Source organism: Kribbella koreensis, assembly GCF_039525325.1.
Taxonomy (GTDB): domain Bacteria; phylum Actinomycetota; class Actinomycetes; order Propionibacteriales; family Kribbellaceae; genus Kribbella; species Kribbella koreensis.
Window position 1 is genome coordinate 73630 of the sequence record NZ_BAAAHK010000006.1, and the last position, 16646, is coordinate 90275.

The 16646-nt window shown below is 68.2% G+C and carries 16 protein-coding genes; 8 read left to right on the forward strand and 8 right to left on the reverse strand.

What is annotated here, in order from left to right; translation table 11 throughout:
- Positions 1-50: 50 nt before the first annotated feature.
- The 5 genes from ABD116_RS12655 to ABD116_RS12675 all read right to left on the reverse strand — a co-directional run bounded on the left by ABD116_RS12655 (position 51) and on the right by ABD116_RS12675 (position 4835).
- Entirely contained in the window at positions 51-971 is a 921-nt protein-coding gene (locus ABD116_RS12655; protein WP_343968344.1) for an NAD-dependent epimerase/dehydratase family protein, read from the reverse strand.
- The gene (locus ABD116_RS12660; RefSeq protein ID WP_343968346.1) at positions 968-1561 is read right to left on the reverse strand and encodes a dihydrofolate reductase family protein; all 594 of its coding nucleotides are present in this window, start codon (positions 1559-1561) and stop codon (positions 968-970) included. The genes ABD116_RS12655 and ABD116_RS12660 overlap by 4 nt, the downstream gene beginning before the upstream one ends.
- Entirely contained in the window at positions 1558-2844 is a 1287-nt protein-coding gene (locus tag ABD116_RS12665; RefSeq protein WP_343968347.1) for an FAD-binding oxidoreductase, read from the reverse strand. Before ABD116_RS12665 ends, ABD116_RS12660 begins: the two co-directional genes overlap by 4 nt.
- 153 nt (positions 2845-2997) lie before the next feature.
- Complete coding sequence (locus ABD116_RS12670) at positions 2998-3843, reverse strand: helix-turn-helix domain-containing protein (RefSeq protein WP_343968348.1); 846 nt, start codon at positions 3841-3843, stop codon at positions 2998-3000.
- A 107-nt stretch (positions 3844-3950) separates the two neighbouring features.
- Entirely contained in the window at positions 3951-4835 is an 885-nt protein-coding gene (locus ABD116_RS12675; RefSeq protein ID WP_343968350.1) for an NAD-dependent protein deacetylase, read from the reverse strand.
- 226 nt (positions 4836-5061) lie between these two features.
- Between ABD116_RS12675 and ABD116_RS12680 the strand changes: the two genes are divergently transcribed.
- Complete coding sequence (locus tag ABD116_RS12680; RefSeq protein WP_343968352.1) at positions 5062-6267, forward strand: MFS transporter; 1206 nt, start codon at positions 5062-5064, stop codon at positions 6265-6267.
- Positions 6268-6280: 13 nt separating this feature from the next.
- Here the strand turns inward: ABD116_RS12680 and ABD116_RS12685 are convergent, their stop codons facing one another.
- Positions 6281-7231, reverse strand: coding sequence for an NADP-dependent oxidoreductase (locus ABD116_RS12685; RefSeq protein WP_343968354.1), 951 nt, complete (start codon positions 7229-7231; stop codon positions 6281-6283).
- A 71-nt stretch (positions 7232-7302) separates the two neighbouring features.
- On the opposite strand from ABD116_RS12685, the gene ABD116_RS12690 reads away from it, so the two are divergent.
- From ABD116_RS12690 to ABD116_RS12720, 7 genes are all read left to right on the forward strand, one after another.
- Positions 7303-8301, forward strand: coding sequence for a GlxA family transcriptional regulator (locus tag ABD116_RS12690; RefSeq protein WP_343968356.1), 999 nt, complete (start codon positions 7303-7305; stop codon positions 8299-8301).
- A complete protein-coding gene (locus tag ABD116_RS12695) occupies positions 8298-9110 on the forward strand; it encodes an alpha/beta fold hydrolase (RefSeq protein WP_343968358.1) in 813 nt (270 codons plus the stop codon). Before ABD116_RS12690 ends, ABD116_RS12695 begins: the two co-directional genes overlap by 4 nt.
- Positions 9107-10297, forward strand: coding sequence for a PP2C family protein-serine/threonine phosphatase (locus ABD116_RS12700; RefSeq protein WP_343968360.1), 1191 nt, complete (start codon positions 9107-9109; stop codon positions 10295-10297). The genes ABD116_RS12695 and ABD116_RS12700 overlap by 4 nt, the downstream gene beginning before the upstream one ends.
- Before the next feature lie 69 nt (positions 10298-10366).
- A complete protein-coding gene (locus ABD116_RS12705) occupies positions 10367-11089 on the forward strand; it encodes a GAF and ANTAR domain-containing protein (protein WP_343968361.1) in 723 nt (240 codons plus the stop codon).
- On the forward strand, positions 11086-11418 hold the full coding sequence (locus tag ABD116_RS12710; RefSeq protein WP_343968363.1) for an STAS domain-containing protein: 333 nt from the start codon (positions 11086-11088) through the stop codon (positions 11416-11418). The genes ABD116_RS12705 and ABD116_RS12710 overlap by 4 nt, the downstream gene beginning before the upstream one ends.
- A 46-nt stretch (positions 11419-11464) precedes the next feature.
- Positions 11465-13390 (forward strand): potassium transporter Kup, encoded by a 1926-nt coding sequence (locus tag ABD116_RS12715; protein WP_343968365.1) that lies wholly within the window; start codon positions 11465-11467, stop codon positions 13388-13390.
- A 122-nt stretch (positions 13391-13512) separates the two neighbouring features.
- Complete coding sequence (locus ABD116_RS12720) at positions 13513-14544, forward strand: hypothetical protein (protein ID WP_343968367.1); 1032 nt, start codon at positions 13513-13515, stop codon at positions 14542-14544.
- A 268-nt stretch (positions 14545-14812) separates the two neighbouring features.
- Here ABD116_RS12720 and ABD116_RS12725 read toward each other — a convergent pair whose 3' ends face one another.
- Together ABD116_RS12725 and ABD116_RS12730 are read right to left on the reverse strand one after the other, a co-directional pair.
- Positions 14813-15454: a response regulator gene (locus ABD116_RS12725; RefSeq protein WP_343968368.1), complete on the reverse strand. Its 642-nt coding sequence runs from the start codon at positions 15452-15454 to the stop codon at positions 14813-14815.
- 9 nt (positions 15455-15463) lie between these two features.
- Entirely contained in the window at positions 15464-16621 is a 1158-nt protein-coding gene (locus tag ABD116_RS12730; RefSeq protein ID WP_343968370.1) for a sensor histidine kinase, read from the reverse strand.
- Positions 16622-16646: the final 25 nt, after the last annotated feature.

The window sequence follows — 16646 nt, forward strand, 5'->3', positions numbered from 1 at the left end:
CATGAAACCTGCCCAATCAGGCAAAACGGAGGGTGCGGACGTGGGTGGGGTTAGCGGGGGTTGGTGATGCGCCAGGTCAGGTAGTGGGTGAGGGCAGTGGGGACGTCGTACTCGGGGGTGAAGCCGGTTTCGGTGGTGAGGCGGGTTATGTCCAGGTAGGGGTCGTCGCCGGGGCCGTCCTGTCTGCCGGGGATGACGTCTAGGTCGGCGTCGGGGAAGGCGGACTGCAAGGCGTCTGCGACCTCGCGGTTGGTGGTTCGGCGGCCGTTGGAGATGTTGTAGATGTCGTGTTGCAGGGTCGGCGCCGTCATCAGCAGGGCGATCGCGCGGCCGGTGTCGGGGGCATAGGTGTTGTCGCCGCCGTCGCCGGCGTAGACGGGGCGCGGCTTCTCGCCGCGACGTAGGGCGCTGACGCACGCCGGGATGGGATTGAACGGTGATTCCGGATCCATCAGCGGTCCCCACGTACCTCCGATCCGGAGCAAGACCGGCTGCACCCCGGTGCCCTGCAGGCTGTGTGTCACCAGCGGCTCGACAGCCTTCTTGAACGCGATGATCAGATGCGGATACTCCACATTCACCAGCGCAAGCTCTTCATGCCAAGGGATCTCCGGCCGCCCCAGATAAACCCCAAGGCTGCTGGCAACCGCAAACCGCCGCACACCCCACGCCCGCGCGGCATCCAGCGCATTCAGCAGCCCCGTCAGGTCAGTACGGAAGTAGTCGACCGCATCCTCACCAGGAATGGTCCCCGCAAGATGCACGATGCCGGTGACCGCATAACGCTTGCCAAGGGCAAATAACGCCTCCCGGTCAGTGACGTCCAAAGTCTCCACAACCACCCTGCCCGCCAAGAACGATGGCACCTCCGTACGCCGGTACGCCGTAACCACCACCTCCTCCCCGAGCTCCACCAACGCACGAGCCGTCTGCGCCCCGATCATTCCCAACCCACCGGTCACAAGAATCATCGAACGACCTCGTAGTGAAGATGCGTCACACCGTCCGCCGGTACCGCCTCCACCAGCCGCAACCCCACATGCGAAGGCAACGACTGGAAGAACCGCCGGCCCCCACCCAGCAGAATCGGCACCTGATGCAGGACCAGCTCATCGACCAGCCCGGCCTCGAGCGCCGCCGTCACCACCCCACCACCCATCAGCGCCACGTCCTTCTCACCGGCCACCGACCGCGCCGCCGCGACGGCATCCACGATCCCCGTCGTGACCACGGTCTGCCGATCGCGCTCCCCCGGGATCGGGCGATGCGTGAGCACGACCAGAGGCGCGTGAGGATGCGGCGTACCACCGTTGATCCAGCCGGAGTCGTCGTACGTGTTCCGCCCGGCGAGGCTCGCCCCGACCCGCCCGGCGAACGCGTCGAACACCCGCGCACTCGCCGCACTCAACGTGAACCCGTCGAACTCCTTGCTCGGCGTATCGCCGTCGAAGTACCAGTCGAACAGCATCGTCGCGTCGCCGAGCCCACGCCCCTCCCCCGGATCGCGCCCGGTGATGTACCCGTCGACCGACACCGACAACGCACTGAAGACCTTGCTCATGACACTCCCTGGAAGAAGGTGAAAAGCCGGTCCGGGTCGTATGCGTCCTTGACCGCCACCAGCCGTGAACAGTTCCCTGCGTGGTACGCCGAAGCCCAGTCGCCAAGCGCCGGGTCGGGGAAATTGGGGTACACCCGTCCAGAGCCGTCGACATGAGCCGTCGCCCACGAATCGTCGACCCACGGATCGTCCACCGCGCCGATGTGTTCGAGCAGAAAGCGTTCGCCCCGATGAGCGAACGCCGTCGCATCCTCGGCGACCCGGTTGTACGCCCCACCCATCGCGGTGAAGGCGATCTCCCGGCCACCCTTCGCCAGCTGGGCCAAGAGCGACGAGACCGTGCCCGCGGACATCGAATGCGAGAAGAACTCCGACCGCATCCGTACGGCGGGAACACCCCGCGGATCGGCGAACGTGCTCTTCAACCGATGAAACGGCAGCCCGGCCCGCAACTCGATCGAGTCGGCCGAGGACACGAACGGCTGCAGCAGTTCGCGAGTCGGTCCCTCGCCCAGCAGAGAGGCACCGAACAGCGTCGCCTCCATCGGTACGCCCGGCTCCGACGCGACGCTGAGGTTGACGGTGAGCTCGTCCGGGGCGTCCGGCGCCCACGCCTGCCAGGCCGACACGACGTCCTCGAGAGCACCACCCGACCAGCGCGCCTCGACGCGGGTCGCCAACGGCTCGGGGACGGTGGCGAACCGCAGTACCGTCACCACCCCGAACTGCCCGCCGCCTGCACCCCGCAGCGCCCAGAACAGCTCCGGCTCGCGATCCTCAGCGCAATCCACGACGCTGCCGTCCGCCAGCACAACCTGTACGCCGATGAGCCGATCGCAGGTCAATCCGTACCGCCGCCCCAGCAACCCGATCCCGCCGCCGAGCGTCAACCCGGCGATCCCGACCGTCGGCCCACACCCCGCCGGCAAGGTCCGCCCGTACGAATGCAGCGTCGAGTACACCTCCGCCAGCCGCGCACCGGCCCCGATCGTCGCAACCTCACCCACCACCGAGATCCCACCGAGCCCCGACAGATCAACCAGAACCCCATCCGTCGACGACCGCCCGGCAAAACAATGCCCGCCACCCCGAAGCGCCAGTCGATCACCGGTACGACGCACATACCGAACCGCACTGACGACATCCGAAACCGACCGACACCGAATCACCAACCGCGGCCGCACGTCCCGATAAGCACCATTGACCGGCCGCCGCACATCGTCATACCCCGGCGATCGAGGCCAGAACACCTCACCATCCAGGTTCGCGGCTAGATCGGTCACGACGCCGAAACTACGAGCAGCACCCGCCCCAGGTCTTGAACAAAACGTGCATCGCCATCAGCGCGGATCCCGCTGAGGTCGGCGGGGCGGTGGGCGGTCGCAGGGCGGAGGACGGGGCGGTGCTGCGGCTGGCGACGAGCGGATGGGTGTGCGTCAGGCCCGGAGTAGTTGGGTGGTGAGGGTCGGGGGGCGGGTGGCCAGGAAGGGTTGGTAGGAGGCGGAGTGGTCGTGGCCGCACCGGCAGCGTTCGAGGTCGCCGCCCAGGAGTTGGGTGGGGGTGAGGCCGGTGAGGCGGAGGCATTCTCGGCTGAGGTGGGCCTGGTCGGCATAGCCGGCGTCGATTGCCAGGCCGGCCATACCGTCTATGCCGCGTCGCCCGCTGGGGGTGGCGCCGGCTTGAGCGAGGGCGAGGAAGCCTTGGAAGCGCAGGGTTCGCTGGAGGACCTTGGGAGTCATGCCGACTGTCTGGAGGCAGCGGCGGCGGAGTTGGCTCGATGACAGAGCCAGGTGGGTCGCGAGGCTGTCGATGTTGACTGGGCGCCAGGGCATCAGCGCTCGTACGGCTGCGCTGACCAGCGGGTCGACGGCGCCGGTACGCCGGAACTGCTGCAGGAGCTCGGCTTGCAACAAGAGCAGCCCGCGTTCCGGCGTACCGGCTGAGGCGACTGTCTCGACGAGGCGGTCGGCCGAGTTGCGCCACAGTTCCGCCAGGCCGAGCCGCTGATCCACCAACTCGTCGAGCACGGTCGGCAGCGGCGGCGCGGTCCCCGGATGGAATCGCATGCCGACGATCGTCGTGTTCGGCGGGATGACCTCGACCTCGGGACCGGTCAGCGGGCCAACCAGTTGCGGTCGGCCACCGATCGGGAAGTGGATCTCGACGCCGCCGGTGGGCAGATGCCGTTGCACGTACGCCGTACCGCCGGTGCGCTGGATCCACACCGTGCGCACCATCGCCGCCAGCTCCGGCAGCGGCGGATGCTCGACGTAGGACTCCACAACCGCATCCTCGCACCCGAAAAGGCCGCCGCCGGGGCAGCCGCAGAGTCAGACCGAAGGGCCGGCCGAAGAGCGACAGGACCGAGGTCGGACCGGGTACGCCGGCGTCAGAGGAGTGCGCTGGTGAGGCTGGTGAGCGCTTCGCCGAGCGGGAGGTTCACTCGCACTGCGGCGTACGGGTCGCCGCGGGTGATGCCCTGGTTGATGATCAGGACGGGTTTGCCGGCCTTCGCGGCGTACCGGACGAAGCGGAAGCCGGACATGACGGTCAGCGACGAACCGAGGACCAGCACCGCGCGGGCGTCGTCGATCAGCCGATAGCAGCGCTCGACCCGGGTCTTCGGCACGTTCTCCCCGAAGAAGACGACATCCGGCTTGAGCAGCGGCGACCCACAGTTGGTGCAGTCGACCAGGTGGAAGTCCTTGACAACCTCATCAGGCAACTCCACATCGCCGTCCGGGTTGATCCGCGTCGCCTGCGCGTCGAAGACCGGGTTGGCGGAACGCAGCCGCCGGTCCAGCTCCTCGCGCGGCGTCGTCTGCCGGCAGTCCAGGCAGATCACCCGGTCGAGATTGCCATGCAACTCGATCACGTCCCGCGCCCCGGCCGCGCCATGCAGCCCGTCGACGTTCTGGGTGATGACGCCGTCGACGTACCCCCGAGCCTGCAACGCCGCCACGGCCCGATGCCCCGCGTTCGGATCGGCCCGAGCGATCGTCCGCCACCCCAGGTGACTGCGCGCCCAGTACCGCTGCCGCCCCGCCGCACTCCCCACGAAGTCGCCGTACGTCATCGGCGTATGAGTCCGCAGACTCCCCGTCTCACCCCGATAATCCGGAATCCCCGACTCAGTGGAAATCCCGGCCCCACTCAGCACCACAACTCCCCCACCACCGACCACCTCGGCAACAGCCGCAACATCCGTCACCCCAGGCGCAAGCGACAGCACATCAGGCCCAGGAGACCAGCTCAGTGTGGGACGGGAACGCACCCCTCAAGAGTACGTCGCCCCGTGATGGCGGCGTCCGACTCGGGCTTCGGGTGGGCCGGCGGCAGCCGGTGCATACACAACTCGACCGGCAACCGGTTACCTCGGCGGGTCGCGACGACCGGCGAGGGTTGTGTATGCGTGGCGGCCCAGGCTGAGACGCGGGAGCGGAGCGCAGACCGCACGGATAAGATCCGGGGAGTTTGCTGAAGCGGTTTAGGGGAGGGTGATGCTGGACCGGTCCGAGTCTGCGCTGGGGATCGTCTTCGGGTCGAAGGTCTACCGGGCGTCGTTCCTCGCCTTGCTGATTGCCGGGATCGGGATGTCGGCGGCGACGCCTCAGCTCACGCTCTTCCTCGTCCGGGAGTTGCATACGCCGTTGCCGGTGGCTGGGTTGTACTACGTGACGAACCTGGCGGCACCGGTCGCGGGGTATCTGGTCGGGCGACTGTCGGATCGGACTCCTGAGCGGCTGTTGTGGTTTCGGATCTGTGCGCTGGTCGGGACGGTCGGGTGGCTCGCGATGGCGGCGGCGAACACCGTCTGGCTGCCGTTCGTGATCAGCGCGGTCGCCTTGAGCGTGTCCGGTGGGTCGATGGCGCAGCTGTTCGCGGCCTGCCGGGACGAGTTGAGCCGCCACCCGACGAAGGCCGACAACCGGGTCGTCGCGACCGTCCGGATGGCGTTCGTGATCGGGTGGATGATCGGGCCGGTCGCGGGCAGCTGGTTCGGTGGGGAGTTCGGGCTGCGCGCGCTGCTCGTGGCGACCGCGACCTGTGTCTTCGCGCAGATGATCCCGCTCGGCCGGCAACGCGTGGAGCGGTACGACGACGTCACGCTGATCCCGCGCTCGACGGGCCGGCGGCAGATCGACCACATGATGCCGCTGCTGGTCTTCACCGCGATCTGCGTCCTCGCGATGACCGGGGACACCATCAAGTTCGGCTACCTCCCGATCTACATGGCCGAACAACTCCATGTCTCCGACACCATGCGCGGCGCCGTGATCGGGATCCAGCCCCTCCTCGAACTCCTCCTGCTCCCCCTCGTCGCCCGACTCGCCGACCGCTTCGGCGGCCTCAAGGTGATGACCGCCGGAGCAGCTCTCGGCCTGGCCGGCAACCTCGCCTACGCAACCAGTACTTCCGTAGTGGCCCTGTTCGTCGGCCAAGCACTCACAGCCGGCCTCTGGGCCTGCGTCGGCGCACTGGGCGTCTCGATCGCCCAGCACCTCTACCCCGAAGGCGTCGGCACAGCGTCCGGTATCTTCCTCAGCTCCATCCCCGTCAGCTCAGCCATCGGCGGCGCGATCGGCGGCCTGGGCGTGGCAGCCATCGGCCTCCCCCACGTCTTCTTCCTCCCGGCCGCCCTGACCACGCTGTCCACCATCGCCTTCGCCGTCCTCAGCCGGCGCGCCGACGCCCCTGCGACCTAGGCGACCCTGCGACCTAGGCGACCCGAAGCACGATCTTGCCGCTCGCCGCGTTGGTCTCGCCCCGCCGATGCGCATCGGCCGCCTCGGCCAGCGGGAACACCGAGTCGATCTCCACCCGCAGCCGGCCGGCCTCGACCAGGTCGGTGATGGCGGTCAAGGCGAGCCGGTCGGGCTCGACCAGGGTGAAGTCGGCCTGGATGCCCCGCCGCTTCGCCTCGGCCGCCGCGTCCTCCTCGACGTTGAGGATCGACACGAGTACGCCGCCGTCCTTGAGGACCTGTACCGATCGCAGGCTGGTGTCGCCCGCGATCGGGTCGAAAACCACATCGACCGGGGACTCACGGAGTACGGAGACAAAGTCCACCGAGCGATAGTCGATCACCTCGTCGGCGCCGAGTGAGCGAACAAATGAGTGCTTGGCCGCACTCGCCGTGCCGATCACATAAGCGCCGAGGCTCTTGGCGATCTGCACCGCCAGATGCCCGACACCGCCCGCCGCAGCATGCACCAGCACCCGCTGCCCAGCACTCAACCCGGCAGTGTCGACCAGCCCCTGCCAAGCGGTCAGCGCAGCCAGCGGCAACCCCGCTGCCTCCTCGAAGCTCAGTACCGCCGGCTTTCGCACGAACTGCCGCGACTGCGCAACGACGTACTCCGCATAGCCACCCGGCAGCACCGGGAACTTAGGCATCCCCAGCACCTCGTCTCCCACCTTCAGCCAGGTCACCCCACCCCCGACCGCCTCCACCACACCGGCCACGTCATAGCCCAGGATCAGCGGAAAGTCGCCCGGACCCACCCGCCCGCCGGACGCACGGGCCTTCCAGTCCGTCGGGTTGATCCCGGCCGCATGGACCCGCACCAGGATCTCGGTCAGCCCCGGCACCGGCCGCTCCACCTCCTGCAACTGCAGAACCTCAGGCCCACCGATCCCCCGCGCCACCACCGCATTCATCGTCGTCATACAGCAGAGTCTTTCGGCGATCCAGCACGCTGCCTACTGGCCTGATGGACATCATGTGAAACTATCGGGCCATGTCCGCACCCCCGCACCGCGTCGCCGTCCTGGCGCTGCCGGGCGTCGTCCCGTTCGAGCTGGCCATCCCGTCGAGGATCTTCGGCGGCGCAGTCACGGCAGAAGACCAGAAGCTGTACGAGGTGGTCACCTGCACCATCGACGGCCAGCCGGTACGCACCGCCGAGGACTACTCGATCACCGTGCAGCACGACGCGTCAGTCCTCGCCACCGCCGACACCGTCGTGATCCCACCCACCCGTCTCCTCCACGACATCGTCAACACCGACGGCCTGCTCGACGACGACGTACTGCGTGCCCTCAAGCACCTCCGCCCCGGCACCCGGCTCCTGGCGATCTGCACCGGGGCCTTCGTACTGGCCGCCGCCGGACTCCTCGACGGCCGCCCAGCCGCGACTCACTGGGCCGAGGCGGAGGAGTTCCAGCAACTGTTCCCCGCAGTACAGGTGGATCCGATGGTGCTCTACATCGACGACGGCGACGTAATGACCTCCGCCGGAGTAGCGGCCGGTATCGACCTCTGCCTGCACGTCATTCGCCAGGACCACGGCAGTGCCGTCGCGAGTTCGGTGGCCCGAGCATGCGTCGTGCCGCCTAGGCGCGACGGCGGGCAAGCGCAGTACGTCCGCCGCCCGATCCCGCCCGGTCAAGACGGCGGTACTGCGGCCACCCGAGCCTGGGCCGCCGAGCAACTCGGCCGCCCACTGAGCCTGGTCGAGCTAGCCGCCCACGCCCGGATGAGTGTTCGGACCTTCACCAGAAGATTCCGCGCCGAAACCGGCGTGAGCCCCGGCACCTGGCTAGCCATGCAGCGCCTCGACTACGCCCGCCAACTCCTCGAGGACACCGACCTGACCGTCGACCAGATCGCCGACCGCACCGGTCTCGGCAGCGGTACCAACCTGCGCCAGCAGCTCCGCGAGACCGCCGGCGTCTCCCCCACCACCTACCGCCGGACGTTCCGCACCTCCGAACCGCGCGCCTCGATTCAAGGATGACCGCCGTGGACACCTTGCGCCGGAACAACGTCGTCGTCACGGGCAATCCGGACGGGCGGACGGTCGTCCTGGCCCACGGGTTCGGCTGCGACCAGAACATGTGGCGCCTGACGGTCCCCGCGCTGGCTTCGGAGTACCGGGTCGTGCTCTTCGACTACGTCGGTTCCGGGCGATCGGAGTTGGCGGCCTTCGACGAGACGCGTTACTCGACGCTCGGCGGGTACGCCGATGACGTGGTCGAGGTCTGTGCCGCGCTCGACCTGACCGACGCCGTGTTCGTCGGCCACTCGGTCAGCGCGATGATCGGCGTACTCGCTGCCCAGAAGGCACCCACCAGGATCGGCGCCCTCGTGATGGTCGCGCCGTCGCCGTGCTACATCGACGACGGCGACTACAGTGGCGGCTTCACCGCACAGGACATCGACGAGCTGCTCAGCTCGCTGGAGTCCAACTACCTCGGCTGGTCCGCTGCGATGGCACCGGCGATCATGGGTACGCCGGACCGCCCCGAACTCGGCGAGGAGCTGACCAACAGCTTCTGCGCCACCGACCCCGCGATGGCTCGCGTGTTCGCCCGTACTACGTTCCTCTCCGACTCGCGCGCCGACCTGGCCGGCGTACGGGTGCCGACCCTGATCATCGAGTCGGCCGAGGACCTGATCGCCCCACGCCAGGTCGGCGCGTACGTGCACTCGACCGTCGAAGGCTCGACCCTCGTCACCCTCGACGCGACCGGTCACTGCCCCCATCTTTCGTCGCCCGAGGCAACCAACAGCGCCATCGCCGCCTTCCTCGCGACGCTGCGATGAGCACCGACGACGAGGTCTACCCCTGCGGCCATCTCACGACGACGATCGACGGCACCATCGTCAGCGTCAACAGCACCGTGCTCGGCTGGCTCGGCCTGGACCGCGACGCCGTGGTCGGACAGCTCCGGTTCGCCGACCTGCTCAGCGTCGGCGGCAAGCTCTACCACGAGACCCACTTCGCTCCCCTGCTGCGCCTGCAAGGCGAAGTCGCCGGCGTCGCGCTCGAACTCAGGCGCCAAGACGGTCAGCGGATGCCCGTGCTCGTGTCGTCGGCAGTCCAGCCCGACGGCCGAGTCCGCACCACCGTCTTCGACGCCCAGATCCGGCGCGCCTACGAAGAGGAACTGCTCCGCGAGCGCCAAGCAGCCGAACAGGCCCACCACCAAGCCGAGCTCGCCCGCAGCCAAGCCGAGGTCGCCCGCGGGCAAGCCGAAGAAGACCGCGCCCGGCTCCAGGACGCCCTGGCCGTGCTCCAGCAATCCTTGCTACCGGCAACCATGCCGACCGTGCCCGGCGTGACCACCGCGGCGTACTACCACACCGCCTCACCCGACGAGCTCGGCGGCGACTTCTACGACGTCTTCGCCCTGGACTCCGAACGCTGGGCCTTCTTCCTCGGCGACGTCTGCGGCAAGGGGCCCGCCGCCGCAGCCGTCACCTCACTGGCCCGCTACACCTTGCGCGCCGCCGCGATGCACAACCCGGCGGCCGCACTGAGCACCCTCAACGAGCTCCTGTACGAACGCTTCTCCAGCGGCGACCTGCGCTACTGCACAGCCGTCTTCGGGACCCTGCTGAGCGACTCCGAGACCGGCCGGATCGCCATCCGGTTCGCATCCGGCGGCCACCCGCCACCACTGCTGATCCGCGCCGACGGCACCTGCGAATACCTGCGCAGCCCCGACGGCACCCTGATCGGCATCCTGCCTTCGTCGCAGTTCCCGCAGACCGAAATCACCCTCGACCCAGGCGATCTGCTCCTGCTCTACACCGACGGCCTGACCGAGGCCCGCGTCAACGGCCAGCGGGATCTGTACGGTCCGGAAGCCCTCCGCGCACTCGCCCGCCAGTACGCCGGTACGTCACCGGACGCGCTCGTCGCGGCACTCTCCGAAGTACTGGCCGGGTTCGGTCCGCGACTCGCGGACGACACCGCGTTGCTGGCCCTCGGAGCGCCCGTCCGCTGACGCAACGGTCTGGGCCTCAATTCCGCGCCGCCCGGCCGCGTTGGGGGTAGGGCGGTGCATGATTGCGCCATGGATCAGTACGCTCGGCTCTCCGATCCCGGGGACCTTCAGGAGGCCTTCGGGGCGGATGCCTTCGCCCGTCTCGCGGTCGAGCTGCACGACGCGGACGGGATGGCCGAAACGGTCGAGTCGGTCGTCCAGTTCGCACTGCAGGCCGAGGCGTGCTCGTACGCCGGCGTCACGCTCACCCTGCGAGGCAGCCGGGAGATCGCCGCGGTGACCGACCCGGTGGTCACCGCGATCTACGAGGCCCAGTCCGAGCTCGGTGACGGCCCGTTGCTCACCGCAGTCAGCCAAGGGGTCACGGTCCACGTCCGCGACACGGCCACCGAGACCCGCTGGCCGGCGTTGATCGACCAGTTCACGCAGTACGGGATCGGCTCGGCCCTGCATGTGCCGATGTGGTCCGGCGAGCAGCTGATCGGCGTACTGTCCCTGTTCAACACCGAGCCGCACGCGTTTTCCGTGGACGACGAGGCGATCGCGCACATCCTGGCCCGGCACGCCTCGGTCGCCGTCGCCTCCACCCGGGACAGCGAGACGATGGCCGCGGCCGTCGACGCGCGCAAGCTGGTCGGGCAGGCGATGGGCATCCTGATGGAGCGCTTCGACCTCGACGACACCGCCGCCTTCGAGATCCTCAAGCGCTACTCGCAGCAGAACAACGTCAAGCTGCGCGACGTCGCCCAGGAACTGGTCGACACCCGCAGGCTGCGCGGGGGCGTCCGGTGACCGACGACCTGCTGTCCCTCGAAGTCCTCGATCGCGGCTCGGACGTCGTGATCACGGTCTCCGGCGAGCTCGACTTCGGCACCACCGCCCGCTTCCTCACCGCAGCCCAGCCACTGGCCGAGGCCGGCCGCTGCGTCATCCTCGACCTCGCAGACCTGATGTTCTGCGACTCGAGCGGCCTCGGCGCCCTCGTCAGGCTCCACAAGCTGGCCGAGGACGCCGGCGGCACCCTCTGCCTGGCCCGCCTGCGCCCACAACTCGAGTCGACCATCCAGCTGACGATGCTCCACCGGCTGCTCGTGATCCGCGCCGACGTACCTGCGCTTTGAGCCCCTCTGCCGCTGGACCCGCCCCTCCGGGTGATTCAATTCCCTCGTGACTGAGACGGAAAAGGCCGCAGGCGGTAGCCGGACGCTCGCGAAGGCGGCTCTGATGGTGGGCGCGCTGGGCGTGGTGTTCGGGGACATCGGGACGAGTCCGATCTACGCGGTCCAGACGGTCTTCAACCCCGAAGACCCGCACCCGGTGCCGGTCACCACCGGCAACGTCTACGGCATCATCTCGCTGATCTTCTGGTCGGTGACGATGATCGTCACCATCAAGTACGTGCTGCTGGTGCTGCGCGCCGACAACGACGGCGAGGGCGGCATCCTGGCGATGATCACGCTGATCGGGGGCAAGGCCGTCCCCGGCACGGCGCGCACGAAGTACATCCTGGCCGGGCTCGGCATCTTCGGCGCCTCGCTCTTCTTCGGCGACTCGATGATCACCCCGGCCATCTCGGTGCTGTCGGCGGTCGAAGGCCTGAAGGTGGTGCAGCCCGGTCTCGACCACCTCGTCGTACCGATCACCGCGACCATCATCCTGGTGCTGTTCGCGGTCCAGCGGCTGGGCACGGCGAAGATCGGGCGCTCGTTCGGCCCGGTGATGATCGTCTGGTTCACCGTGATCGCAGTGGCCGGGATCGGTGGCATCGTCGACCACCCGCAGATCCTCAAGGCGCTCTCGCCGACCTACGCGATCGGCTTCATGACCGGCCACTTCTCGATCGCGTTCTTCGCGCTGGCCGCCGTCGTCCTGGCGATCACCGGCGCCGAGGCCCTGTACGCCGACCTGGGCCACTTCGGCCGGGGACCGATCAGCCGGGCCTGGCTCTTCATGGTCTTCCCGGCCCTCATCCTGAGCTATCTCGGTCAGGGCGCGCTGGTCCTTTCGGACACGAGCAACATCAGCAGCCCGTTCTTCCTGCTGGTCCCCCACTGGGCCCGGCTGCCGCTGGTGCTGCTCGCCACCGCCGCCACCGTGATCGCCGCTCAGGCGGTGATCACCGGCGCCTTCTCGGTCGCCCGGCAGGCGATGCAACTCGGCTACCTGCCACGGCTGCGGATCCAGCACACGTCCGAGGAGACGATCGGCCAGATCTACGTGCCGTGGGTCAACTGGGCGTTGATGATCTCGGTCCTCACCCTGGTCTTCGCCTTCGAGAGCTCGGCGGCGCTCGCCTTCGCCTACGGCATGGCCGTCACCGGCACGATCGTGATCAACTCGATCCTGTTCTTCTACATCGTGCGCCGCCAATGGCGTAAGCCGCTCTGGCTGGTCATCGTCGGCGCCGCGATCTTCCTGACCATCGAGCTGCTCTTCCTGGCCGCCAACCTGACCAAGATCGCGCACGGCGCCTGGCTGCCGCTGATCATCGCGCTTACCGTCTTCACCGTGCTGACCACCTGGCAACGCGGCCGGGTGCTGGTGACGCAGCGCCGCGAGCAGCGGGAGGGTCCGCTCCGCGAGTTCATCGACGAGCTCCACGAGTCGTCGCCACCGCTGCAGCGGGTGCCTGGTACGGCCGTCTTCCTCAACCGCAGCAAGACCAGCGTGCCGCTCGCGATGCGCGCCAACGTCGAGCACAACCACATCCTGCACAAGCACGTACTGATCCTGTCGATCGAGACCGACCCCGTCCCGCACGTCGACGTCGCCGACAGCATCACCGTCGACGACATCGGTCACCTCGACGACGGGATCATCCATGTAGCAGCACGTTTCGGCTACATGCAGACGCCGGACGTCCCCGCGGTAGTACGCCTCGCGGCCGAGAAGAGCCCCGAGATGTCCGCCGATCTGCAGGACACCTCGTACTTCCTGTCGACGATCGAACTGGGTCTCGGCGACGCGCCCGGGATGACGCGCTGGCGCAAGCGGCTCTTCATCGCCACCTCCGGCATCACCGCCGACGCGGCCGAGTACTTCAGCCTGCCGCGCGACCGGGTCGTCATCATGGGGTCCCGCATCGACGTCTGAGTTCCACTTCTGCAACTTGCTGCAATGGCTCGTCCGGACCGAACTTCGGTCCGGACGGTGCCGTCCGACAGGCAAGGACGGACCACTCCCTGGTCCGCCACTTCGTCTGGGGGATTACCAGCATGAACAGAAGCGTCGTTGCTGCAGTAACTCTTCTCGCCACCACGGTGCCGGCCACGCAGGCCTTCGCCGCAAGCCCGGAAACCCAAGCAGTACAAGCGAACTGCGTCAAAACCGTACTCAACCTGCCCGCCGACTCGTTGCCCGGATCGAGCCAGGTCACCACCGCGGACCCGTCCGGGCGGTACATCCTCGGTGAGGCCAACCGCGACGGACACCAGCACCCGCAGGCGGTGCTCTGGGTGGACGGCGTACCGCGCTGGCTCGGCACTTCCCTGGCCGGCGCCGAATCGTTCGGCTACTCGGTCATCAAGGGTGGGTTGGTGCTCGGTACCACCTATGGCAGTGACAAGGACGAGTACTGGATCTACTCGGCCAAGACCGACTCGTACCGGATCCTCGATATCCCTGCCAGCCTGAAGTTCCCGATCTTCCACGGGATGAACGCCGCGCAGGACATCGTCGGCCTCAGCTGGGACGAGGCGGCCGGCAAGCACGTCGCCTTCGTCTGGCCGGCGGGTCGTCAGCCTCGCCTGCTCCCGACGCCGGCGGGGGCCACCGTCGAGTACCTCGACGACATCTCCGACGAGGGTCTGATCGTCGGGCGCGTCACTCCCGACGGCGCGTTCGGCGCGACGAGCTACCTGTGGAAGAACTGGAACACCCAGCCGACCGCGCTCGCCGGCCTGACCGAGGGCGACGTCTGGGCCCGCGACATCGAAGGCACGGCGATCGGCGGCCAGCAGTACGCCTCCGACGGCACGACCGGCCTGATCTGGAACACCCGCAACACCCGCATCACCCCGGTCGAGCGGGGCGTCATCGACCTCAACACGTCCCACGATGCCGTCACCGAAGGCATGTGGGGCGCGAACGGCGACTACCCGTCGATGATCATCCGCTCCGACGGCACCAAAATCACCTTCCCCGAAGGCACCATGCTCACCCACATCTTCAACCGCAACACCCAGTGGACAGCAGCCGGGTACGACGTAAGCACCAACACCCTCCAACCCATCGTCTACGCCTGCTAACTACTTTCACCCCCGCCTGCCACCCACCCCGGTGGCAGGCGGGCCCGGCGTTCCCCACACCCGGCTCTCCCCACGCGACGGAGCTGTCTTGCCGAGGAAACCCCTTACGGCATTGGCCAACAGCTCGGTCGTTGACGCGCAACGCGGCTGAGCTGGCTGCGGTAGCGAGCTCGTCTAGGTGCTGTGGAAGGCGGCCGCGAGGCGTTGGGCGCAAAGGGGGGATGCCTCGTTGCACTTCGGAGTACTGGCGGGCGCCTGCTCGCCGTGCTCAGGAGACCAGGCGGTTCTCCCAGGCCCAGATCGCGAGCTCGGTTCTGTTGCGGAGGTTCAGTTTGCGTTGGGCGCTGGAGAGGTGGGACTTCACCGTGGAGAGGGAGACGACTAGTTCGTCGGTGATCTCGTTGTTCGTGCGGCCGCGTGCCACCGCCTTGACCACCTCGGTCTCGCGATCCGTCAGCGGGTTGGCGGCGACCGGTTTGGCGTCGCGGGTGAACTGTTCGAGCAGCCTGGTCGTGACCGACGGGGAGACCATCGAGTCGCCTTGAGCGGCAGCCTTGACCGCCTCGATCAGCAGCCGCGGGCCGGCGTCCTTGACCAGGAAGCCACAGGCGCCGGCACGCAGCGCGGCGTACACGTTCTCGTCGAGGTCGTACGTCGTCACCACCACGATCCGCAGCGGTTCGGTGACCCCCGGGCCGGCGAGCAGCCGGGTCGCCTGGAGACCGTCGACGCGTGGCATGTTGATGTCCATCAGCGTCACGTCCGGCCGCAGCTCGCGCGCCAGCCGGACCGCTTCCGCGCCGTCACCCGCCTCGCCGACGATCTCCAGCCCAGGCTCCGACTCCAGGATCAACCGGAACCCGGTCCGAACCATCGCCTGATCATCGGCGATCAGCACCCGCGTGACCATCAACAGCTCCTAGATCCAAGACCGGTCGCGAGCCAGCGGCAACGCCGCCGTCACCAGCCACCGGCAGTTCACATCGACACCAGCCATCAACGTACCGCCCACCGCCTCGGCCCGTTCCCGCATCCCCACCAGCCCGTACGCCGAACCGCCACCACGCGCCGTCCCACCATGGTTGCCAGCGGCAACCTGATTGGCGACCTGCAGCACGAGCAACTGCCCGTCGAGGCGCGCAGTCACGTCGATCCGCGAAGCCGGTGACCCATACCGCCGGGCATTCGTCACCGCCTCCAACGCGATCCGGTGCGCCACATCGATCAACTCGGCCGGTACTACGAAGTCGCCGCTGCGCAGCCGTACCGACGAATCGTTGCCGCAAGCATCCTTCAACGCGTCCGCAAGCGTCGCGAACGTGTCCGTGCGCAACATCCCCACCAGCCGCCGCATCGCGGTCAGCGCCTCCGTACCGGCCTGCTCGATCTCGACCAGTACGCCGGGATCGTGGCGCGGCGACATCTGCGCGCCCTGGGCGAGCACCACGATCCCCGTCACGTGGTGAGCGACGAAGTCGTGCAGCTCCCTGGCCAGGTTGAGGCGCTCCAGCTCGCGGGTGGTGGTCTGCGCCGTCCGACGGAGGTTGTCGGCGTCACGTAGTACGAGACCAACCCCCGCGCTAGCACCCCACAACACCGCGGCCGGAACCGCGAGTAGCGCCCAATCGGAGTCGACGCCAGGCCGGAGCAACGGGTTGAGCGTGATCGCGATCCCGGCGAGCACCGCCAACGGGATCGCCTCACGAGGCGCCGACCGACGGCAGACCGTACCGACCAGGATGGCCAGCCCGAGAGCCTCGGCGACGGACGGCCGGATGATCTGCCGGTCTTGCGAGGCCAACGTCTGCACGGCGACAACCGTCACGAGCAGGGAGGCCAGCGACGCCGCCGCGGTGGTGAGGACGAGTCGCGGGAACCGGTGCCGGATCAGCACCAGCGTGACGATCGCGCCGCCGATGACCATGGCAACCATCCGGACCGCCAGGATCGCGACATCCCCGACGGGCCGGCCGGCGTAGTTCAGCCAGCCGTCGGCGAACAGTGCCACCCAGAGCACCACGACCTCGACGCCGAACGGCATCCACCGCTGGTGGGCCGGGTGCGCTGGCGTAGTCATGTGCCCAGCATGCCTGGTCCGGTTG

Bases quoted from the DNA above. Each gene is read 5' to 3' on its own strand.
- ABD116_RS12720 (WP_343968367.1), top strand. From the start codon at position 13,513: ATGAACAGAAGCGTCGTTGCTGCAGTAACTCTTCTCGCCACCACGGTG.
- ABD116_RS12690 (WP_343968356.1), top strand. From the start codon at position 7,303: ATGTCCGCACCCCCGCACCGCGTCGCCGTCCTGGCGCTGCCGGGCGTC.
- ABD116_RS12655 (WP_343968344.1), bottom strand. From the start codon at position 971: ATGATTCTTGTGACCGGTGGGTTGGGAATGATCGGGGCGCAGACGGCT.
- ABD116_RS12695 (WP_343968358.1), top strand. From the start codon at position 8,298: ATGACCGCCGTGGACACCTTGCGCCGGAACAACGTCGTCGTCACGGGC.
- ABD116_RS12730 (WP_343968370.1), bottom strand. From the start codon at position 16,621: ATGACTACGCCAGCGCACCCGGCCCACCAGCGGTGGATGCCGTTCGGC.
- ABD116_RS12660 (WP_343968346.1), bottom strand. From the start codon at position 1,561: ATGAGCAAGGTCTTCAGTGCGTTGTCGGTGTCGGTCGACGGGTACATC.
- ABD116_RS12705 (WP_343968361.1), top strand. From the start codon at position 10,367: ATGGATCAGTACGCTCGGCTCTCCGATCCCGGGGACCTTCAGGAGGCC.
- ABD116_RS12680 (WP_343968352.1), top strand. From the start codon at position 5,062: ATGCTGGACCGGTCCGAGTCTGCGCTGGGGATCGTCTTCGGGTCGAAG.
- ABD116_RS12725 (WP_343968368.1), bottom strand. From the start codon at position 15,454: ATGGTCACGCGGGTGCTGATCGCCGATGATCAGGCGATGGTTCGGACC.
- ABD116_RS12700 (WP_343968360.1), top strand. From the start codon at position 9,107: ATGAGCACCGACGACGAGGTCTACCCCTGCGGCCATCTCACGACGACG.
- ABD116_RS12685 (WP_343968354.1), bottom strand. From the start codon at position 7,231: ATGACGACGATGAATGCGGTGGTGGCGCGGGGGATCGGTGGGCCTGAG.